Here is a 21,926-nt window from a genome sequence, read left to right as displayed (position 1 = left end):
AGGAAGTTAATTATCTCGAAAAAACTCATCATGACGAAACTGTTATTACATATCCAATGAGTCACACAACGAGTTCAAATTCACGCTGCTCAAAAACTCTTCGGCAATTTTTGTCAGCTCATCGGATTTGAGTACCAAAGCGTTACTGGCATTGAGTGCCTGCCTTACGCAGGCATCCTTAACAGATTCCTGAAAATGGGAAGAGCTATTAATTGCAGACATCATGGCATACAGTTCTTCCGGTGAGGAGGGGTCATGAGCGCCGTAATGGTCTAAACCCCCGACCCCCTTGATAGCAGCATCGGCCCAACAATACGTCAAGCAACCGCCTTTCGAGTGTGTCGCTTCATAGAGGTAATGACTGAAGGCCTGCTGAATCGCTTGCCTGCATTTGTTTTCTATATCATCCATAGCCGTTTTCTCCCCATCAAACGCCTCAATGGACTTTAAGTACCTGCTGTTGAGATCATGCTTTTTTTCCTCATATTCTTCTTTTTGAATCCGGTAGTGATCATGAGGAGACATGGACTCGTTATAGCTTGTAGAAGCATCGGGCTTTTTCAATTCTTCCATAGCATCGACATATTGTTTTCTTATTGCTTTACGTTGATTAATTCTTGCCAGGAGCTGTTTCAAGTCAGGGCTGTTCTCGACTTTTTTGTGAAGCAAGGCTTCTGCTTTTTCATCAATCACTTCGTCGCTCAAGGGTTGCCCCATGATAATCACCAAACGGTGGTTCGTCTTGCCTGAGCTTAATTTCGAAAACGCGGGATGTTGCACCAGCAGTCGTTCTATATTCGGAGTGCCCTCAGGATTATCGGTCCAGATGGGCTTTAACGATGAATTAGAAATTTTATCTTCAAGGAATGACGAAAACCCATCATAACCATGAGTAATAAATAAGGCATTATCTTTACTCTTTTGGAAACCTTCATAAGCCAACTGCCATTTCTGGCTGTTTTTTTCCCTGAACAAGCATTGCTGATAAAACTTTTTCAGGCCATCAGCGGCTTTAGCCTTCAGTTCATCGACACCTTCCAGACGCAACAATAACTCATGATGTTCAGCAGCCTCTATAATATGACTCTCATACACCGACGGCGGATCCAGCCAACCCAAATCCAAAGCCGCATAGGCAAAGCGAATAACCGGAGGATTGCTCAGGTCACTGTGCATCAGTATATCCACTATTGAACTCAACCACTGTTGAGAACTTGCTCCCGCCTGATCAATCATTTTCGAATGAAGTGACTTGAGTTGTTCAATGACCTGATAGCCATCACTGTTGGACAGTATTCTTTTTACTGCCTCAGACATCGGTTTATAGTTGTTGAAGCTGCTGTCACGCACAGCGCCGACCAGTTTTTTCTCGTAATAGCCCAACGCTTTTGTCTCCAGCGACTCTAACATTGAGATACCCGCAGAAAAATGGGTTAAATCTTTTTCTTCCCAAAGTTTTTTGACTATTTCGAAAGTACTTAGATTAATGTTTGGAAATGCCATGTTTGTCTCAAGCGCTTTGTGCAGTTCCTCAGGACACATATCAAAGGTTTTGGCCAGAGCTTGCTGTTGTGCTAAATCAGCATTTTTCATCACCCCCTTCAGGTGACCCATATTCCTCTTTGACACAGAGCTGGAACGACTTACCTTTTTGGTGAGCTGGAAGTCAGGTCTGATTTCTGTTCGCAGTCTGGGCTCCCCACCCAAATCCACTGCTTCCCAGGTTCGACCACCATTCACGGAATACTCTGGAAAGCTGTGGTTAGGGTTAGTAATTTGCCGACAGCGAATCCCGAAATAACGACAAAGAGCAACAAAAACAGCCACACGATGACGACAGCTGCCTTGCCGCTGTGTTACCAGAAATCGAAAGAAATTCTCTCCGCTCTCCGGTTCAGTCTTACCGGTAAACTGTTTGCAATAGTCCGTGATCGCCTTAATGCGTTGCGCCCTGTCTTCAGTTTTTTGTAATGTCAGCAAAAACTCCTGTACTTCGGATGGTTGGTCTTTAATTTTCTCAAACAGATTGTTCAGTACTGTTTTTATACCTTCTGAACAGCGGGCATCAGGAGGTATTGATGGTTCTGAACGGGCATCTTTAGCAGCAGATGCTTTTCTGCGCGGTTTTCCGGGTTCTACGACATAAGTAAATTGAATAGCCTGATTGGCTCTGGTCCGGGCAACAGACAGTGTATGTAGCCCGGTATAATGGTCCCTGACCAGGGTAAATGGCAAATCGGGTACTATGCGCAGGGCCACGATATAGTCGATGGGCGTCAGGCTGGGCAACGCATATCGGCCATTGCCTGATTTCCAGTGAAAGGTCGCCAGCGTCTGATTGCTGGCTAATGTCACTGGCTGATCACGTGCTGGTAACCGGGCCGGCATGAGGGTTTCGAATCCCTCAATGTGTTGATCATTAATATTGGTCCGTCTGATATTACCCTCAGCAGTCACATAAATATCTTTTGCCCACCAACGATACATATGGGTGGAGTGCTTGTTCGTGTCAAAAATCTTGTAATGGAAAACGTGTTGCAACTCCAGAGCCTCATAGTTCGTTCTCCGATCCAATCTCTTACCCTGATTCTCGTCGACTTCTTGAATGTATTGTTCAGGAGCGTTATCACCGCCAATCGCTGAGGCCTCGTTAGAGTAATCACCCACCCAATGGTTCGGCAGATCACTTATCTCACGCCAGAACGCAGGCCACCATCGAACTTCATTAGCGTTCCATGCCCCTATCCGCCGGTCAGCCTCCCGCAGAAAAGGCTGGTTAGCTGATCTTTTCAGCGTTTTTTCCTCCTCTTCTGTCAGAGCAAACACGCTATTAGCATCCACGCCCGTACCGGCAAATTCATGATCAAACCAGCGTTGCTGCCAGTGTCGGTAGAGTGCCTGAGTGAGAATATCGTCTGACTGATCCGGCTTCAGGGCAAGACCGGATGCTCGCCATCTGGCCTGAGCCACTATCTTGATAACTTCCGTTTTAGCTTCCCCTTCGTTCAGACGAGTGCTGATAAGAATTTCATGGCGTTTTTCATCAATACTGTTGAGATAACTCCGTCGTATCAACCACGGACGATCAATCCCCGACGCTGTCTGGTTGAACCACTTGCAAAGTCCGGAATCAAACTTACCGTTGCTCATGGTTAGAGCCGATGAACCGGGCAGTTTCTCCAGCGATATTTTGGCGGCCATCAGATAAAGCCGGTAGTACTGATTGAAGCACTGTTGAAGTCCGTCTTGGGTAAAATCGCCCCCTCCGATGATGGCCCTGGCCACATTTTGCAAATCAAGACCGGTCGGCTGCAACGGTAAGTTTTGCCGTTGCAGGCAGGCCCTCAAACGACAATGTTGCTCAGTCAGCCATTCCGCCATGATTTTCCCCTGCCGGGTCTCTGGCAACACTTTCCCGGCAATGGCTTGCAGCTCTGCCGGGTTGTACTGCCGGATGGGTAAATGTCGGAAACGCCCTTTCAGCGCCGGTGATAACGGTTTTCGCCCGCTGTACTCAGGCGGGTTGATGGTGGCAAACAGATGGAAGCCCGGGTGGGCGTCACCGGCCAGAATATCGTTCAACTCGCCTTCCAGATGCTGGCTGTCAATCAGATTCATTTCCGAGATGACCACGATGCCGCCATGCACTTTTGCCGCCCGGATCTTTTCAGACACTTTGTCCCAGGAACAATCACAGGCATTCAGGGGAAAGACCTCCGGCATGGGTTCTCCCCGTTGTTCAGCCTGTCGTTTGACACTTTCAATCACCAGATTCAGAGTGACATCTTTACCCCGTCCGGCGGGGCCTTCAATCAGTGTCGCCTGACGACCGTCGTGTTTCCTGTTGAGATGATAAGCCTGCTGACAGCGGCTTAAATCCTGTCCCAGCCGTTGCACCAGCTCACTGACTGCCGATCCGGAAGTATCAAAGTCAGGTCGGTTTTTTTCGGTGAAGGTTTTGAAGGTCCGTTCTATATCCGGCAGAGTCTGGTTATGAACTTTGTTGCTCAGGGTATTGTCCGGGTCATAACGGGCAGCAAACCAGATTTCCAGTGCTGACAGGGCATCCTGATGAGTCTCGCTGATTTCGGAACCCAGTACATCACGAAAACTTTGTTGGATTAAACCGTTTATTTGCTGATAGGTAACACTGTTGTTAACGGGTAGTGCACGATCCAGATACCAACCCATCCAACTACAGATATCAGTCAAGTCCCTGGGGGTAAACTCATGCTCTGGCAACAGCTCCTGGTAATATTGCCAGAGCGCCATCACACTCTCGGTGGCATTTTTTTCAATATCAGTTATTTGATGGTCTGGCAGATGCCGCTGTAGCTGTTTGAGCAGAGTCGGCCCCACTACCCTGTCCCGCAGGAAAGCCCGGTCCAGGCGGGGGTAGTAAGCTCTGGGCAGTTTCTCTTTCAGAGCCGGGTCCAGCTGGCGCCCGCCATAATGATCGGGGTTACCGGTGAGAATCACCCGGTGTTTTGAGCTGACATTCACAGGATGACCATTGACATAAATGCAGGGTTTCGATTCCCATAAGCCATTCAATGACGCGAGCAATCCTGCGTTGGCGAGGTTAGCTTCATCCAGAACCAGGGTGACGTATTTTTCTCCGGCACAGTGCCTGTCTTCGTCCCGTGTCCTGGCCCATTCCATCAGCGCTCGATTTTGCTGCTCCATGGAGCGGTCGCCATCGTCGTGCTCTTGCCACTGCCAGCGTTTCATCAGAGTCTGTTCGCTGTCAGAAGGCCCAAGGGACAACACCAAAGCCTGTCCTGAAGCCTCAGCCATTCTTGCGGAAAAGTAACTTTTCCCAGTGCCGGTTTCACCCTGCAGGAAGATAACAGGAGAGTCCTTCAGCCGGTCATGAAGTCGTGATAATCGGCGGCTTTCACGATCCTTCTGATTCAGCTTGCCGTGATAAAGATCTTGAGCCAGTGCTAACAGGGGTTTATCAGTAGAACCTTGCCATTCCAGTGATTCAGACAGGCGATTTACTATGCGTTCAATGCCCGCTGAGTCAGCATTTGCTGCTCTGGTAATATGAAAGCAATCAGTGGCCAGAGAGTGAATGGCATCGGATCGGGTCTGTCCTGGTGGCAAAGGTAACTGCCAGCCAGAAGCCAGTGCGTCTTCCAAACGTTTAATCTGTCTTGATGGCCTTATGGCCAGCGTTTGACAGGGCTTGGCTTCCGACGGATCGACTGCCAACTGATTCGCCATTGCCTGTCTTTGTTCTTCAGGAGCATGGGCCACAATCATGACACAGAGCCTTTCCAGAATTTGTTTTTCACCCCGACCTGGAAATGGTTTTTCATAGGACAGTTCAAATTCAGTGCCCTTAAAGATTGCCGGGTCAAAAGCTCTGGCCAGTGGCCATAGGTTCTGCTTCACAAACGCTCTATCGAGCCGCGCAGCACAGTTGATAATGTCGTTTAACCAATCCGGGTCTACCCAGGCGGTTTGATGCTCATCGGGCTTCTTATGAGCATCCGGCTTTTCACAGGCGTCCGGCAATAACTGCCAACAGGCTACTTTCATAAAATCCCGTACTGCCGGATTCTGTCGGGTGCCATGGGTAATGACGCTATTGATGGCTTTGCGCCAATGGCGGGGTAAGAGCTCCGGGGACTGATCAATCGCCTGTGCTCTGCGGGCAGCCAGAATCAGGTTATTCAGCAACCCTTCGGTCACTCCGGGCAGAGGCTTACAAAAGTGATGAGGTACGCTTTTAAACGCTTCGTAAAGAGACTTAAGTGCCCGTTCGGGCAGCTCAGACCGTGGGATGTCATATCTGGTCCCATTGATTTGCCAGATGTCAACTGCAGGACAGGGTTTACCTATGGCGATCATCGAACCGAGTACTGAAGACTGTGCTTTCACAGACTCAGGCCACAGTAAGGTGACATGAGTTTGTGGGTAGGCTTGTAATTGGCCATTAACCAACAGAGGTTGCCCAACAGCCAGGGGTTCCAGAAGTTGCTGAAGTGTTGGATTACTCTCGAGTCCTCGCAATACAACCGGCTTGCCAGAGGTCAATGCCTCCTGCAACCCACTCTGCCGTCGTCCAAAATGCGCCTTTTGTTCCGAGGTGATATGGATATTATCAAACAGTTGGCTGAGACTGGTCTGTTCATTAACCTGAATCACCAAAGGTGATTCCTGATGATTGATCCAATGACTGGCCTGAGCCTGTTGCTGATACGTGACGGTATTAAAGACGGCCTGATCTCCCATTGAGCGCTCATCGTTTTCTGCCAATCCCAGGGCTTTCGGCTGCCGTTTTGTATGAGCAACCCGAAGTTGAGGCTTCAGGCCTGTCGTCTCGCGAATCACTTGCAGTGAACCCAGTAAACGAAACCAGAGTGCCTCACTGAGGGGAGATGTGACGGTGACGAAACCACCCGCTCGAACTTGTTTCAACAGACAGGTGTTAGGAACTGCATAGCCTTCCGGGGCAATGGCAATCGGGCCCAGCCATTCCCCGATATTACTCTGGTTAATAATGATCGGACTTCCTGATGCGTGCTCCTTATCAAGTTCTTTGTCACCTTCTTTTTTGTCACAAGAATGGGACAGGCTTTGGAACAGTGAATGAAGCTCGCCCTTCCCTACCGGCATCTGGTAAAACTGAACATCCTCTGGTAACTGACAAAGCTTGCCGTTGCTCTCAAAGCTCCTTTGCGCGATTATCTGTCGAATTGTCTGTTCAAATGCCAGATCCTTCCAACTGGCTCCTTTCAGAATCACCCTTTGTCCGGTCTTCAATAGCTCAAGCCTGCCGGGGATGTGCCGGATTCGCCCTTGTTTATCGACTCCGGGACCACCCAGAAGCAACTGTCGCCAGTTACTGTGCAAGTGACAGTCAATAAGAACGGTATGGTTGTCATCTCTATCACTTTCGGGAGATGAGAGTTGAGTCAATACAGGAGGAACCTCCTTGATGTCCATGGATGAGGCATTGTCTGTCTGTGGGTCGAACTGCCAGGTATTTCCCGGCCGATTAATTCGCCGCCAGAAATCAGCGCCCGGCGCGTCGTCACGCTGACCAGCCAACGCCAACTGTGCAGGGTCTGCCAACACCAGCAGGGCAACATGTTCTCCCAGAGGGCGTTTGTTCTGACTGACTTTGTCGAACAGGCAGGGATTATCCGGGTCCAGGAGATCGTTAAATTTTGGCAGATCGTTGCTGGTGAGCTTTCGGATATCCATCACCAGAGTGAGTGGCTGTGTCCCTTCAAACAGCCTGCCTGAACGCAGAATGTGGCGACCCTCTTCAGATATGCTCAACCGGCTGACCAGATTGGCCTGTGAGAGGTCATCAGGATGGGCAATAAGGGCGACATCCCGATGTTCATCGACGGTCAGGGTCACTAAAAGCTGTCGGACCTCATCATCACTGGCGACAAAACGAAAATCGAAGGGACAAGGGGCCTTAAGAAGCAAAGAATTCCTTGAGGATAAGCTTCTCGACTTGTCGGGCAACGTCATCGGAGGTGACGATCTATTTATTTTGGGCGTTATATCAGAGTAAGTTTTTACATCTTTTTCTGATGATGAATCCGGCTTTGCTTTCTTCTCCCGAACGCCACTTTCAAGAACGCGTTTGTTTATCTGTCCAGCGATAGAACTGTCCATAGTTAGTCTTCCTCCTCCAATCTGAAGGACTGTATTGAAATCTTTAATGATGTGACCTTCAGATAGCATGGAAGTTCCATTCGGATAGATCCCCCTGACCATCGCAAACGCGGCGGCCTCGTGGAGTCTTCATGGACAGTGGTAATCTGGGAAAAGATCTCTGCAGGGGATAATTTCGTAACAAATCTTGATATGCTTCCCTTCCGGCAACATCCGGTCAACAACCATTCTGGCAATTTTATCAAGCTCTATGCAGCTTCTGGCGAAGAAGAGCTTAAGCGTTATGAAAGTGCGGGTTTTACTTGTTCACTTTACCTTTCAGAGGTCGAAGTCTTCTGTTCTGCTCCATATCATCAGGCTTGCGTTTTCGATGTGCTCTTTGGTGATCAGTCAGAGCTTTAACACTCTTGCAGACCTTTCCACATGGCCACGGTTGGCCATCCTCCCCGACCACTAGCGTGACACAGGTTTGTTGCCGGGTGTGGACTTTTCTTTTGTGTTGCGACAGGGCTCTGACACTCATACAGACAATCCCGCATGGTTGCCACAGACCATCCTCCCCGATCACAGTTGCAGCACAGATTTGTTGTCTGCTGTGCTCTTTACTTTTGTGATTTGACAGAGTGGAAGCATTCTTGCAGATAATTCCGCATGGCCGCGACTGGCCGTCCTCTCCAACCACGGTCATGTCACAGGTTTTTTGCCCAGTGTGGAATTTGCTCTTGTGATTCGATAGATGCAGAGCATTCCTGAAGAGCTTCCCGCATGTTCTTTGCAGGCCATCCTCCCCGACCACCATCGCGTTACAGATTTGTTGCCCGCTATGGGCGCTTTTTCTGTGACTCGCCAGGGTTTGGGCATTCTTGAAGACCATCAGGCATGGCCGTAGCTGGCCATCATTGCCAACCACTGTAACATCACAGGTTCTGTACCCGTTATGGCATCTGTTTTTGTGAAGCGAGAGGGCTTGAGCATTCTTACAGACCATCCCACACGGCTGCACCTGACCATTTTCCGTGACCACTTTTACTTTACAGTCTTGCGGCCCGGTGTGGGCTCTTCTTTTGTGAACCCACATGACCTTCATATTCTTGCAGACCTTCCCGCATGCCTGCTGCTGACCATCCTTGCCGACCACTGTCAACTCGCAGATTGGTTGCTGCCGCCCGCTGTGAAATTTGCATTTATGATCCATCAGAGCTTGTGTATTCTTACAGACAATACCGCATGTCTGCTGCTGGCCGGCCTCATTGACCACTGCTACGTCACAGGTTTGCGGCCCGGTGTGGAATCTTCTTTTGTGAGCCCAAAGGGCTTGAGCATTGCCGCAGACCTTCCCGCATGACTGCTGCCGACCATCCTTGGCAATCACTGTCACCTCACAGGTTCGTTGCCTGGTGTGGAATTTGAACCTTTGATCTGACTGGGCCTTTACAGTGTTTGTCCCGGAAACGTGAGGTTGACTCTGACTCAATTGGAATGATCCTGTCGTTGTTTGTTGTTTCTCTGAAGTCTCCAATGGGGGAATGAACTGGGTAAGCGCAAGGGAAATTCCGGCTTCTTCGGGAAGGCTACGTGGAACGATTAACCCATTTATGGCCGAAACACCGCCAGCAGTGGCAGGAAAATTCACACCATCATTGGCCAGGCCGGGAGCGCCAGTTGTATTGAACGCCCCTGCGCCCATGAAATGTGGAGCGCTTACAGAATCAGAATAATTCATGCATCTAAAACAGTACCCATTGGCCAAGTGGGGACATGAGCTTTGTTCAGAGTCCGGTGGCCATTCAGCGGGCAATCTGCCATGAGATGACGGCCGGAATTGACAAACACCATGACACGGATTTACGAAACAATTAAACGCCAGAGAATGCAGGCGTTTATAAGGATCTCCGTTACCGCCGCCAGTGCCAGAATAAAAGGAGCTAATGCAAAAGCCTGCGGGGCGGGTGGTGGCTTCGGGAGTTTGTTGGCCCGATGATTCTGATGGTTGGTATGATGATCGGTCAGATCCGGAGCCATACATCATAGTGATGGTCGCAAACGGATAATCCTGACTGGCCTCTTCTTGTCCAACCGGATTAAGCGACGATGAACCGGGGTTCCAACGGCTTTTTAAAAGCCAGATGATCGCGACAGCCGCTTCTGCAGTCAACCATGAGTATGGGGTGTTACTTAAAGGAGTCACTTTGATGGTCAGTGTCCGTTCGTAAGCAGCCAGCAGTTGAGTGGCATAAAGCGATTGCCACGCAATCGATTCGATCATGGTCGTTTTCACCCTGTAACCCCAAGATCTGCGCGGTGTGTCATCGGGCGATGAATCTGGTTCTGTGAAGCCGTTTGGGTCGAAAATGTCTGACGGGGTTCCCGCAGGTTTTATAGAAAAACTCTGGTTTGGAAAAATTCTATCCTGTTCAAGCTCGATAATATAACGTTCTGTCAACCTTTCGGCCTGACAGACGACAGACAATGTCGGCAACAGCAGCGCCGCAAAGAGTGAGTGTTTAATAATTCCAGCCCTGCGTTCCGATTGATAAGGACGAAGGATAGATCAAGAAAATAAGCGTGCTTTTCTGTCAAAGATTTTCTGTCAAAAACCAAAGGGGTCCCCGGGCAAATCATGGGCTCATTTCATATTGGAGAAGACTAAACCTGCCTCCTTGATTTACAGCGTCTACAATTATCGGTTTAAAGTAAATACAGGATTTGGAAAACACTCGCTATGACAAAACTACTGCTCGTACCCACAACAATAATACTGTGCAGCCTGCTAACAAGCTGTGTCACTGAGCCGATGGCTGAGGAAGATAGCTTCTATGACCATGAGCGCCCTGCCCCGGTATTGACAGAGGAAGAATCAGCCATCAGCCGCCAGAACCGCATCAATGCCAACCAATATCGGATGAAACACGGCCGGGGGGGCGACTACCAGCCCTCTCCCGGGCAGCCGGGCAAGCCCTCCTGGAAAATGACTTTTCCCTACAATGAACCGATCATTATAGAAACCGAATCACAATCACAATAACAGGAACGAAATGATGAAAATGGAGCGAAAGAGAGAGAAAATGCTGCCCGGTCTGTCAACTGGACAGCAAATTTGAATTCGGCGTTCAAGCGAGTTCAACTGGCAGGTGCAATTCGTAGCTGGATAACACCATTATCCTTGATTTTCACGTCACGAACTTCAGCCTGATAGTCCGATTGGGCCACATCGCCCGAAAGGGTAATACGAGCGACGACATCCAGACTTTCTGCATCTGACAGACTGCTGGCCCCCATCATCATGGCGGCATTATCATCCAGTATTACCTCTTTGGGAAGGTCACTCACCTTCAGAGGAATAGCAGCAATAGGGGGCTTTTTAACACCACTCTCACGGGCAAACACGATAACTCTAGCCTGAGCTGGAAGGTCACTGAGTTCGGGAGCCAATTCGACATTGATCCTCAATTCTGCAACCGCCTCACCCATCAGCTTACGTGCTTTGGTGATACCCACAGACAATGACTGTCGTGCAGTCATATCATTTTCAATAGAGAGTGCTTTGGTCCAGGCCTGCACAGCCTGTTTGTAATCTTCCCGTTCGAAAGCATCAATGCCCTTGAGCCCTAATGCCGTAGTATTGCTTTCGTCCTTGCTCAGAGCATCCTGATAGAGGCCACGAACTTCGCCATTAACCTGGTTACGGTTGGCCAGGAACAGTACCTGAGCCAGTTGAGCCGCTGCCTGAGGACTGCCTTCCGAGACCGTGTAGAGTGTCTTATAGGCGTCAATCGCCTTATCCACTTCCCCCTTTGCGATATAGCGGCCCGCCAGCAGATACCAGGCCTGAGCATTATCCGGTCGCTTGTCGCGCCAGGCTTCCAGCGCAGAGATCATCTCTTCATGAGAAGCATCCGGATTCATCATCATCCCAGTCACAGACAGCTCGGTCTGAGCTCCCAGATGCAGGTAGACCGGTACGGCCATAGTTGGAATCAGGAGGGCCAGGAATAAAGCAAGACCTTTGCTGCTACTGCTTGTGTAACTGAGTGTTTCTTCCTTATCAGTCACATCTTCCAGTAGTTTTTTTTTCAGCTCAGTGCGAATCAGTTCGGCATCCTCTGGCGTTACCAAACCCTGGTCCCGCTGCTTTGTCAGATCCGCTTCCTGCTCTCTGAAATAAGCGATGTTGGAAGCCTTGTCTGAAACATCCTGATCAGAACTGCGTCGACTGCGAAACCACAAAGGCAGCATGACCAGAGCCATACCAGTGAGAGTTAATATTGTGGCGATTATCCAGAACTGCGTCATTTATCTTTACCACCCAGTATCTTGTCAAGCTCGGCTTTGTTCTGCTCGTCCAGCCCTTCAACTTCGGTCTCCGGACGATGCTCTTTAAGGATTCTGAACAGTATAAAAATGCCCAGAAGCAGCAGAATCAGAGGGCCAAACCAGAGCATAATGGTGCGGGCATCCATTCTGGGTTTATAGAGTACAAAATCACCGTACCTATCCAGCATGAACTGGATAACAGTGTCATCATCCGCCTTTTCCTCAACGATCATACGGTGCACTTGACGACGCAGATCTTGCGCAACAGGCGCATTGGAATCAGCAATGGACTGATTCTGGCACTGAGGGCAGCGCAGCTGTTCGTTCAAACGGAAAAACTGTTCCTGCTGCCGGGGAGAGTCAAACTGATAGTTTTCAATGACCCCGGCATGGGCGCTCAAACTGACTAACAGCACAGCGAGCCCCATCAGCATGGAGACGCTTACAGATTCCAGCAGTGATGAGCGCCTGAAAAAAAAGTCGAGAGTCATTGCACTAACTCCTTTTGCAGGGCATCGTAAAGGGGCTTGAGATCTTTCTTCCAGACCCGGTCATCAAGGATCCCGATGTGCTTGTAACGAATCACACCGTGCTTGTCGATCAGGAAGGTTTCCGGTGCGCCATAGACCCCCAGATCAAGACCCAACCTGCCATCCTTATCAACAATATTGAAAAGGTAAGGGTCTTCCAGACGATCCAGCCATTCCAAAGCCCCCTGACGCTCATCCTTGTAGTTGACGCCAACAATATTGATGCCTTCGCGGGCAAGTTTCATCAGGTAGGGGTGCTCCACCTTACAGGCCGGACACCACGAGCCCCAGACATTAAGCAACAGAATCCTGCCTTTCAATGCTTCTTCAGTAACGGTCTCTGCGGGCTGCTGCAATTTTTTCAGGCTGAATTCAGGAACCGGCTTGTCCAGCAGCATAGAAGGCAGTTCATTTTTATCTTCCATGAACAAACCGATGTAGAGCAGAACACAGAAAGTCAAAAAGAAAGCTAACGGTAAAAACAGTTTCCAACGCTTCACGCCTGACCTCCTGTGGTGACGGTTGCATCTTTCCCTGAATCCAGGGAGGGCCCGGGATTACCCGCCAATGCAGCTTTTTTCCCGCTCAGGGCGACTTTCTTCTTGAGACGGACACGATAACGCTTGTCCGAAATGGCCAGCAAACCACCCAGAGCCATGAAGATAGAGCCTAGCCAGATGAAACGAATATAAGGCTTAACGTAGAGCCGAACAGCCCAGCTATCGTCACCCAGAGGCTCTCCCAGGGCTACATAAAGATCACGGGTCAGGCCCGAATCAATGGCAGCCTCTGTCATCGGCATACCCTGAACGGTATAGACACGCTTTTCGGGATTAAGGACAGCAATCTGCTGCTTATCTTTAAAGACCTTCACAGTACCGAAGTCAGAAACATAGTTAGGGCCCTGGCGCTGATTCACACCATCAAAACGAAAGACGTACTCACCCACCCGGGCTGTGTCGCCCGGATTCATACGCAGATCTTTCTGAACGCTGTAACCAGAGGTCAGAGCCACCCCTATAAAGGTCACTGCCAGTCCCAGGTGGGCCAGTTGCATACCATAATAGGCAGGTTTGAGCTTTCTCATTCCTTTCAGAAGGCCGATGTTTCGGGTTTTGTTGCGAACATCCTTACCGATGGTTAATACCATCCAGAGCACGAGTCCAATCGCCAGGGCTTCACTGACCAGGAAGCGGTCACCGTATAAGAAACTGAAGATGATGCCACCGACAACAGAAACGACCAATATCCAGCGCACCTGCTGCTTCAACCAGCTGAGAGAACCTTTTTTCCAGTTCAGCAGGATACCGATACCCAGACAGGCAGCCAGCAGCATGGAGAGTGGAACAAACAGCAGATTAAAGTAGGGAGGGCCAACAGAAATCATGCCCAGATCCAAAGAGTCAAGGAGTAGTGGGAACATAGTACCCAGCAGTACCGTGGCACAACTGGTCACCAGAATAATGTTATTGAGTAGCAACAAGGTTTCGCGCGATAGCAGTGAGAAACTGATTTTACTTCTCACTTCCGGTGCCCTGAATGCAAACAGGGTCAGGGAAGCCCCCACAACCACCAGCAGATAGCCGAGAATGAAGAGACCACGCTCAGGATCGTTGGCAAAGGCGTGAACAGAGGTCAGCACACCGGAACGAACCAGAAAGGTACCAAACAGACTCAGGGAGAATGTGGTGATAGCCAGCAGCAGTGTCCAGCTCTTGAACAGTCCGCGTTTTTCAGTCACCGCCAGAGAGTGAATAAGGGCCGTACCGGTCAGCCAGGGCATCAGGGAAGCATTTTCCACAGGGTCCCAGAACCACCAGCCACCCCAGCCCAGCTCGTAGTAAGCCCACCAGCTTCCCAGGGAAATGCCGGCAGTCAGGAAGCACCATGCCACAGTTGTCCAGGGACGAGCCCATCGAGCCCAGGCGCTGTCAAGCTGTCCACCGAGCAGGGCCGCAATAGCAAAAGCAAAGGCTACAGCAAAACCTACATACCCCATGTAAAGCATGGGTGGATGAACAATCATACCCAGATCCTGCAGTAGCGGATTCAAGTCAGAACCTTGAACAGGGGGGAATGGCAGAATACGAGCAAATGGGTTAGAAGTCAGCAGAATAAACAACAGAAAGCCAACGCTGATCATACCCATGACCGACAGAACTCTCGCAGACAGTTCCGGCGGCAATTTGTTGCTGCGCAGGGCAACCACCTGTCCCCAGCCCGTAAGAGTCAGAATCCAGAGCAGCAGAGAGCCTTCATGACCGCCCCAAACCGCAGTCACCTTGTAGTAAACAGGCAGCAGGGAGCTTGAATTGCTGGCAACGTACTGAACAGAGAAGTCATCCGAGACAAAAGCGAACACCAGACACATGAACGATAACAGGACAAAAACAAACTGCCCTGAAGCCAGCGTTTTACCAGTGGCCATCCAGTTCAGTCGACCATTGTAGCTACCCAGCAACGGAATAATGCTTTGCAGCAGTGCCAGACAGGTGGCCAGTATGAGGGCAAACAACCCCAGTTCAGGATTCATGACTGGCTCTCCGATGGTTGAGGCTGAGGGTTCTCTAAAGACTGTTGATTCTCTTTCTGGTACGACGGGGCGCCATTAGATTTATCTGACGGATTGCCTGACTTCGTACCATGAGCCTTGTCGATGGCCTTCTGTACTTCCGGAGGCATATAGTTTTCATCATGCTTGGCCAATAGCTCCTCGGCTACAAAACGACGGTTTTCATCCAGTTTTCCGGTTCCGACAATGCCCTGACCTTCTTTGAAAAGGTCCGGCAGGATTCCGGTATATTCCACTTCCACTTCACCATCGCCATCACTGATTCGGAAAGTGGCTTTCAGGCTATTCGGATCACGTTTGACCGTACCCGGAACCACGATACCGCCACCCCGGATCCTCTGACCAACGGGCGCTTCGCCAGTGGCCATCTGGGCTGGTGAGAAGTAATGGTTGATGTTTTCCTTCAGGGCAAACAGAGCAAGGGCCACAGCAATACCGACGCCGGCTACCAATAAAAGGATCAATAATAAGCGTTGTCTGCGAACCGGATTCATTCCACTTCCCCCTCCCGGGCACCCTGAGCTTTAATGTTGACGCTATCTTCCTGCTGACGGGCTATTGTTAGTTTTTGCTCTCTGTCAGCCCCGGAGCGTTGATTTTTGTTCCCGTTTGAGCTTTTACTGAGGCTGAGGCTCTTATCAACGCCAAGGTTCCAACCTCTGGATTGGCTGCTGCGCACCTGACGCTGAATCTGGGACACAATCCGCTCTCTGAACCGCAATGGGGAAACTATGTTGTAGACAATGATCAGTAGCCCCATGCCATAAGCTGACCACACATAAACACCGTGACCACCCATGTGTATCAAACTGGCCAGATTTTCAAAATACATAGTCATCAATTCTCCTGTCTGGCCAATACGGTCTTGTGAACCCATTTAGTTCGGCGCTCACGGTCCAGTATTTCGGTTCGCAAACGGAGAATAAGGACGACGGTAAAAAACAGATAAAAAGCCGCAATACTGATCAGCAGAGGCCAAAGCATCTCAGGTGCCATGGACGGCTTCTCGGTTAACTTGAGCGTGGCGCCCTGGTGCAGGGTATTCCACCACTGAACAGAAAATTTGATGATAGGGATATTAATCACCCCAACCAGAGTCAGGATGGCGCAGGCTTTGGCCGAGGTATTGGTGTTTCTCATGGCACCTCGAAGGGCGATGACCCCCATATAGAGGAACAGCAGAATCAGCATAGAGGTCAGTCTGGCATCCCAGACCCACCAGGTTCCCCAGGTCGGTTTACCCCAGATGGCACCTGTTATCAGAGCCAACAGGCAGAAAGAAGCCCCGATGGGTGCACAACACTTGAGTGCCATATCAGCCAGTTTCATTTTCCACACCAGAGTGACGATACCTGCAAAGGCCATCATCACGTAGATAGCGGATGCCAGAAAGGCGGTAGGAACGTGGATAAATATGATCCGGTAACTATTACCCTGCAGATAGTCCGGTGGCGCAAATACCAGGCCCCAGATCAAGCCGGTTGCCATTAACAGGGCTGCCACAATGGCCAACCAGGGCAACCATTTGCCACTGATCTCGTAAAACCATTTGGGCGAGCCCAGTTTGTGAAAAAAAGTCCAGTTCATTTTTTACTCTACCGTGACTGGTTCCTGTTGCTCAGTCTGCAACTATTCTCAGTGATGCGGCTATCGCCAGAGGCGCCAGACACAATCCAAATATCAGCAATGCTGCCATCCACAATAAGTGCCCTGAATAGGACATACCCTCCACTGCCGTCTGAACGGCACCTGTCCCGAAAATCAAAACAGGAATATATAAAGGTAAAGAGAGCAATGTCAGTAGTATTCCTCCCCTCTGAACACGCACTGTCAGCGCAGCACCAATAGCTCCGGCGAGACTCATCAGGGGTGTTCCCACCAGCAGACTCAGTATTAATGCAGGGAAAGCCTGTGTCGGTAAATGCAACATCAAGGCCAGTAAGGGGGCCATAACAATCAGTGCCACACCGGTCGTCAGCCAATGCGCAGAAATTTTAGCCAACACCAGTAAAGGCAATGGGTGGGGCGACAATAATAGCTGATCCAGTGAGCCGTCTTCCTGGTCACTTCTGAACAGGGAGTCGAGGGAGAGAAGGACTGCCAGCAAAGCACCTATCCAGACAATGCCCCCGGCTAACTGAGACAAAAGTTCTTTTTCAGGGGCGATACCCAGAGGAAACAGACTGGCGACCATCAGATAAAAGGCCACCGGATTCAAGGTCTGCCCCGGTGTCCGAAAGGCCAGTGTAAGGTCTCGTTTAACCATTCCCAGAAATGCCCGGCCACCCCGTAATGAAGTGTCACTCATAACCACAGGCCCCTGACTCTTCATGACCGGTCTCTTCATCTGAAGCGGCATATGCCTCCAGAGGCAGCTTTGTGACCCGGTCAGAGAGCTTTGACAAACTCTGATGGCTGGTCATTACCACAGCACCGTTTTTTTTGACATGCCGGGCCAGCAGTTGTTCAAGCCAGGCCACTCCCTCCATATCAATCGCCGTAAAGGGCTCATCGAGAATCCAGAGCGGCGTGGCTGACAACGAAAGGTCTGCCAGAGCCACCCGTCTGTGCTGCCCTGCCGAAAGCTGCCCACAGGGAATCTCTTCATAGCCAGCAAGGTTCACTTGCTCCAGCGCCGAAAAAATCGACGGTTCCGGGTAACGTTCGTTACGAAGGTTTGAGCGCCAGAGAATATTCTCAATCGGAGTGAGTTCAGTTTTAACGGCAGGCTTGTGACCAAAGTAAAATGTCGACAACCTAAATTCCGCATAGATGCTGGAAAGCTTCTGCCCCTGCCAGATCACCTCGCCACGATAATCGCCGCAGAGGCCAGCCAGCACTCTCAAAAGCGTGGTCTTACCCGCTCCGTTACAGCCTTCTACCTGTAGCAGTTGACCGGGGGACAGTTGAATGGAGAGATTTGAAAAAAGAACACGATCGTCTCGTTCACACTCCAGCTTAGCCACTTCGAGCAAGTCGTTTTCCCTAAAATCTGTCAGTCAAATGAGTCTTTCGGAGACCCTTGGCGTCTCAGCCCTTATACGGCTGAAATTTCATAGCAGTTTACGATTGACGTCTGTTGACTGTTCAAAAAACACTCTGACAGTCATAAAGTCGGACAGGATTATATCGAAAAAGACGTTCGTTCCGAAGTAATTAACTATCTAGATTGGGTAAATCCGCTGAAATTGAACTGACTCGAGCCAGCTCAGCGTTCTCATTCGCCGGAGTCATCAACGATCCCGGTTGTTCACCCACCAGACCCCAGCCTCAACCCGCGAAGCCACCCCTTGCCCTCATAGCCTTGAGTGTTTCCAGTCCATCCATACCTTTCATTTTCAGATCCGGCAGACAGTCCCGGAAAACAGACAGTGATAATAGCGGACAGCGCCTTAAATCGAATGAGCTACAGCAACATAGCTCTCTTTCTGTGATGTCTGGGCAAAAACCTGCCGATCAGGTGCAATCGGCAGGCATAGCAACGTGAAACCGGTACACTTGATTTCCGATCTACCTGAAGTGTTTTCCAATAATTAGATGGGGGGCAGGAAAAGTGCTTACCGGATAGCCTCTCAGGCCTATGATTCATTCATACATTTTTCATAGGCTTTTCTAAGCTCGCCTTTGTTGACGTCCCGGAAGAGTTCAGCTTTGGTTGAGTAATCTTTATACACCAGCCACCTTCCGCTAAGAAGAACACTAACACCGCCGTAATAATCTGTATCTGGTATGTTCTTGTCTCCGGCAATAATCAGGCAACAAGAATTATGCTTCCCAACCGGACAAGACACATCGTACTCTTTTAAAAGGGCGCATTGAGCCCCTGCGGCAGTATATGGATTTTCAGGCGTAAAATACCAAAATGTATCTGACGGGGTGTATAGATGCTGACAGTCACCTCCGGTGATTTGCGGGCCGGCATAACTTACATTGATAAAACCAATGCAAAACAAAAAAAGCAGCTCGTACTTCTTCATCACTTTCACCATGCCATCTTTTCGGCGAGTGGTAAGTATAGCCTTATCAATTTTGAGGGGCTTTTTTGTACTGAATATTTCACTCAGATTTCATGCCTGCAAAGCCCTGCTTCGGAAGGATTGCAACGCCATGAGCCAAAACGCCATGAGCCAAAATGGTGTCTCTGTAAAAAACCACCCATCAGGTGAAATCCGCAGGGATGCTTTCTAAAATCTTTTCGGGTGGGGCAAGACAGACGCTTATCGGAAATTCTCTCAGGACTATTACTCACTCATACATTTTTCATATCCCTTCCTGAGTTCGCCTTTATTAACGTCCCGGAAGAGCTCAGCTTTGGTTGAGTAATGCTTATACAACCTCCAGCCTTTAGTGAAGGTACTAACACCACCAAAATAGTCTGTATCAGACGTTTTACTGGCACCGGCAATAGTCAGACAACACCGATGATGCCTCCCAACAGGACAATCCATGTCATTGTAATTGCAAAGAGAACATTGGGCCCCTACGACAGTCGAAGGATCACTGGCAGGAGTAAAATACCAGAACGTATCAGCAGGAGTGTATAGAAACTCACAATCACTTTCCGTTATTTGTGAACCGGCATAACTTATATTAATAAAGCCAAGGCCAACCAAAATAAGAAGTTCGTGCTTCCTCATTATTTCCACCATTTTATCTATTTGGTGAGCATTAAGTGTAGCCCTGCCAAATGTCACGACCACATCAGCGATACCATTAAAACCAATCCATCCAGCTCCATCGGAGACTGGCAAACAACAACAACTGAAACACTCAATGCCTTTGCCCGCCAGGTTTCTGCAAGAAACCCGGAAAAAACCTACCTGCCAGAAGCTGAAAAAGGCGCTTTGAGCATAATCGATTATGGCAACATAAGGGTCAGTTTGAGTTTATTCCAACTCTTAAAACACCATCCCATATCGGGTTTGTGCAGACACAGCAAAAGCCTCTGATTATTAATCCTTTTCAGCAAAGATGGTTTTCCGGATAATCGCTTCTGCTTTTTCCCGGATAAATGATTCGGTTTGATTGTTCTTTTTTAACCAATCCGTGAAGTCACGTTCGAACGCTTGCCATTGCGCACCAAGCAGTTGTTGCAATGAGACTCTCTTATCTGGGTTGTTCTTAAGAGAACCCACGGTGTTATCAGGTAAGTTCGCACTAGCCGTTTTCCAAGGGGCTATCAAAAGAGCATATTGCTCATTTCCCGGAATTGCACAAAATTTTTCCATTGTTATCACCACTTCCTTAAATAGATACCATTTTTTATATTGCTCAATGATTGGGATTTTTCCTTTGGCAAGAACATCGGAGATGCTGATATCACCGGAACTCCAATTGATTACAGAACTTTGTTGTAAAAGATCAAAGTCACTATCTACTATTCGATCAGGGATAATAATGTTTACATTTTTTTCCTTCTGACCAACGGGATTTTGGAAAGTCATGATCACATCTTTTTTATCATCACTGTTGATTTTAAATAAATTAACTGACTTATAGGGAAAAAAGTCCGGCTGCTGTTCGGGGAAATGCTTGCTGAAGTAGCCCGGATTAAGCTGCCGAGAGCTGACTAACACCACATCTCTGTCGTTGTCTCCTTCCATCAGCACCAGAACTCTCAGCGCCTGAGCAAGAAAATATTCATCATGTCCATAGACAAAATAAAATACGCTCTGGTCATTCCCATCACTGCTTTTGCTCAGTGGGTTAGCGCAATACTTACGCAGTAAATCGTCCTTGAATACCGTGTCAGGGTATGTATTTTCCATCAGGTATAAACGCTGACAGCTAAAGCCCATATCAATCTCTTCTATTCCATGACGGCCTGTTTCACTATAATCTCCGCTTTTGGTTTCATATTCACTAACACCCACCGTTTTGCTGGCAAATTCACCTTTGCTGTTTGCCAGCGGTGCTATCAAACCACTCGGGCCATGCAAGATAAAATTGGCCTCATGCAGCAATTGACAGACTTCCTTTTCCTGATGCACTGCGGCTAACTGCTGCTGTTCAGGTGGCCGGAATCCTTGTTGATGGTGACCATCCAGAATGTAGGTTTTAACGTCATCAAAGGTGGCAATGGATCTTAATCGATTCAGCTCATCAATGTCAGCGGCATAGTGTTCAAAAACAAATGAGCAAGTTGCTTCAGGAAAGAGTTTCCTGACATAACCTAACTCCCTTACCCCGGATGCAATATCACCATACCCCCTCAATGCAATGGTATCGCCCATGAACTGCCGGGTAGCAACCACAATTTTGACCGGCTTTTTGTTAAATCTTGAGCTACCTTTTGGTTCAGGCTCATTTAAAAACATTGTCAGGTCTTGACTAAAAAGTCCTGAATCAAGCTCTGTAATATTCATGTTTTTTCTTAGCTCCTCTTTTGTAATACTTGTATCTTCCTTACCAGGGCAAAACAAAAAATGTATCCAAACCTTATCAAAAACATCACTTTTATATTTTGGATCAATGATAAAATAATTCCCTAACATAAATGTCAGCTACACTAATAATCCTGTAGGCGTAAGTAGTTGGCCAAATGAAATTCTTCGTTCAATTGTGAACCCGCATAACAGACCTCAATAAAACCTGAGCAGACAAAAAGAATCAGTTAATATTTTCCCATCATTCCCACCCTTTCATCTATTTTGATGTGCGTTATTATAATTTTATTAGTTTTTGCGATAAGAAAATCAAAAGTTACTTTCTTTCAAAAACTACGTATTGCATAAATCGCCTTAAAACAACGCTGCTGAGAGTAAAAGACAGCATGTTCGACAAAAACAGTAAATTCGGTCAAAAGTCTGATGCTATGCCGCAGGTTTGAAAGAAAAATACTCATGGAGGATGGTTATCTGGTTCTG

15 protein-coding genes are annotated in these 21,926 nt (G+C 48.8%); 1 reads left to right on the top strand and 14 read right to left on the bottom strand.

What is annotated here, in order from left to right; all coding sequences use genetic code 11:
* Positions 1-45 precede the first annotated feature (45 nt).
* Both KBW69_RS14540 and KBW69_RS14535 read right to left on the bottom strand, forming a co-directional pair.
* Positions 46-7,644 carry an AAA family ATPase gene (locus KBW69_RS14540; RefSeq protein ID WP_257281324.1) on the bottom strand — a complete coding sequence of 2,533 codons (7,599 nt, stop codon included), beginning with the start codon at positions 7,642-7,644 and terminating at the stop codon, positions 46-48.
* Positions 7,645-7,942: 298 nt separating this feature from the next.
* A complete protein-coding gene (locus tag KBW69_RS14535) occupies positions 7,943-10,087 on the bottom strand; it encodes a hypothetical protein (protein WP_257276010.1) in 2,145 nt (714 codons plus the stop codon).
* 279 nt (positions 10,088-10,366) lie between these two features.
* Here KBW69_RS14535 and KBW69_RS14530 point away from each other — a divergent pair, with 279 nt between their 5' ends.
* Positions 10,367-10,669 carry a hypothetical protein gene (locus tag KBW69_RS14530; RefSeq protein ID WP_257254202.1) on the top strand — a complete coding sequence of 101 codons (303 nt, stop codon included), beginning with the start codon at positions 10,367-10,369 and terminating at the stop codon, positions 10,667-10,669.
* A 95-nt stretch (positions 10,670-10,764) separates the two neighbouring features.
* Here the strand turns inward: KBW69_RS14530 and ccmI are convergent, their stop codons facing one another.
* The 12 genes from ccmI to KBW69_RS14470 all read right to left on the bottom strand — a co-directional run bounded on the left by ccmI (position 10,765) and on the right by KBW69_RS14470 (position 21,554).
* The gene (gene ccmI, locus KBW69_RS14525) at positions 10,765-11,937 is read right to left on the bottom strand and encodes a c-type cytochrome biogenesis protein CcmI (protein WP_257276008.1); all 1,173 of its coding nucleotides are present in this window, start codon (positions 11,935-11,937) and stop codon (positions 10,765-10,767) included.
* Entirely contained in the window at positions 11,934-12,449 is a 516-nt protein-coding gene (locus KBW69_RS14520) for a cytochrome c-type biogenesis protein (RefSeq protein ID WP_257252304.1), read from the bottom strand. Before KBW69_RS14520 ends, ccmI begins: the two co-directional genes overlap by 4 nt.
* Positions 12,446-12,988 (bottom strand): DsbE family thiol:disulfide interchange protein, encoded by a 543-nt coding sequence (locus KBW69_RS14515; RefSeq protein ID WP_257252306.1) that lies wholly within the window; start codon positions 12,986-12,988, stop codon positions 12,446-12,448. Before KBW69_RS14515 ends, KBW69_RS14520 begins: the two co-directional genes overlap by 4 nt.
* The gene (locus KBW69_RS14510; RefSeq protein ID WP_257276006.1) at positions 12,985-15,021 is read right to left on the bottom strand and encodes a heme lyase CcmF/NrfE family subunit; all 2,037 of its coding nucleotides are present in this window, start codon (positions 15,019-15,021) and stop codon (positions 12,985-12,987) included. Before KBW69_RS14510 ends, KBW69_RS14515 begins: the two co-directional genes overlap by 4 nt.
* Positions 15,018-15,554 carry a cytochrome c maturation protein CcmE gene (ccmE, locus tag KBW69_RS14505; protein ID WP_257254226.1) on the bottom strand — a complete coding sequence of 179 codons (537 nt, stop codon included), beginning with the start codon at positions 15,552-15,554 and terminating at the stop codon, positions 15,018-15,020. The genes KBW69_RS14510 and ccmE overlap by 4 nt, the downstream gene beginning before the upstream one ends.
* Complete coding sequence (ccmD, locus tag KBW69_RS14500) at positions 15,551-15,898, bottom strand: heme exporter protein CcmD (RefSeq protein WP_257281323.1); 348 nt, start codon at positions 15,896-15,898, stop codon at positions 15,551-15,553. The genes ccmE and ccmD overlap by 4 nt, the downstream gene beginning before the upstream one ends.
* Entirely contained in the window at positions 15,898-16,647 is a 750-nt protein-coding gene (locus KBW69_RS14495) for a heme ABC transporter permease (RefSeq protein WP_257254224.1), read from the bottom strand. Before KBW69_RS14495 ends, ccmD begins: the two co-directional genes overlap by 1 nt.
* Positions 16,648-16,678: 31 nt before the next feature.
* Positions 16,679-17,392 (bottom strand): heme exporter protein CcmB, encoded by a 714-nt coding sequence (gene ccmB, locus KBW69_RS14490; protein WP_373690700.1) that lies wholly within the window; start codon positions 17,390-17,392, stop codon positions 16,679-16,681.
* A complete protein-coding gene (gene ccmA, locus KBW69_RS14485; RefSeq protein ID WP_257281322.1) occupies positions 17,361-18,035 on the bottom strand; it encodes a cytochrome c biogenesis heme-transporting ATPase CcmA in 675 nt (224 codons plus the stop codon). The genes ccmB and ccmA overlap by 32 nt, the downstream gene beginning before the upstream one ends.
* A gap of 603 nt (positions 18,036-18,638) precedes the next feature.
* Positions 18,639-19,037, bottom strand: coding sequence for a hypothetical protein (locus KBW69_RS14480; RefSeq protein ID WP_257255257.1), 399 nt, complete (start codon positions 19,035-19,037; stop codon positions 18,639-18,641).
* A 264-nt stretch (positions 19,038-19,301) separates the two neighbouring features.
* Positions 19,302-19,811: a hypothetical protein gene (locus KBW69_RS14475; protein WP_257281321.1), complete on the bottom strand. Its 510-nt coding sequence runs from the start codon at positions 19,809-19,811 to the stop codon at positions 19,302-19,304.
* A gap of 201 nt (positions 19,812-20,012) precedes the next feature.
* A complete protein-coding gene (locus tag KBW69_RS14470; protein WP_257281320.1) occupies positions 20,013-21,554 on the bottom strand; it encodes a hypothetical protein in 1,542 nt (513 codons plus the stop codon).
* Positions 21,555-21,926: the final 372 nt, after the last annotated feature.

This window comes from Endozoicomonas sp. ISHI1 (assembly GCF_024606225.1).
Lineage (GTDB): Bacteria > Pseudomonadota > Gammaproteobacteria > Pseudomonadales > Endozoicomonadaceae > Endozoicomonas_A.
Note: the sequence above shows the minus strand (reverse complement) of the source record. Positions and strands in the feature narration are given on the sequence as shown.

Coding starts and splice junctions, on each gene's coding strand:
- KBW69_RS14470 (WP_257281320.1), bottom strand. CDS start 21,554: ATGTTAGGGAATTATTTTATCATTGATCCAAAATATAAAAGTGATGTT.
- KBW69_RS14520 (WP_257252304.1), bottom strand. CDS start 12,449: ATGACTCTCGACTTTTTTTTCAGGCGCTCATCACTGCTGGAATCTGTA.
- KBW69_RS14495 (WP_257254224.1), bottom strand. CDS start 16,647: ATGAACTGGACTTTTTTTCACAAACTGGGCTCGCCCAAATGGTTTTAC.
- ccmB (WP_373690700.1), bottom strand. CDS start 17,392: ATGAAGAGTCAGGGGCCTGTGGTTATGAGTGACACTTCATTACGGGGT.
- KBW69_RS14510 (WP_257276006.1), bottom strand. CDS start 15,021: ATGAATCCTGAACTGGGGTTGTTTGCCCTCATACTGGCCACCTGTCTG.
- ccmD (WP_257281323.1), bottom strand. CDS start 15,898: ATGACTATGTATTTTGAAAATCTGGCCAGTTTGATACACATGGGTGGT.
- ccmI (WP_257276008.1), bottom strand. CDS start 11,937: ATGACGCAGTTCTGGATAATCGCCACAATATTAACTCTCACTGGTATG.
- KBW69_RS14540 (WP_257281324.1), bottom strand. CDS start 7,644: ATGGACAGTTCTATCGCTGGACAGATAAACAAACGCGTTCTTGAAAGT.
- ccmE (WP_257254226.1), bottom strand. CDS start 15,554: ATGAATCCGGTTCGCAGACAACGCTTATTATTGATCCTTTTATTGGTA.
- KBW69_RS14530 (WP_257254202.1), top strand. CDS start 10,367: ATGACAAAACTACTGCTCGTACCCACAACAATAATACTGTGCAGCCTG.
- KBW69_RS14480 (WP_257255257.1), bottom strand. CDS start 19,037: ATGAAGAAGTACGAGCTGCTTTTTTTGTTTTGCATTGGTTTTATCAAT.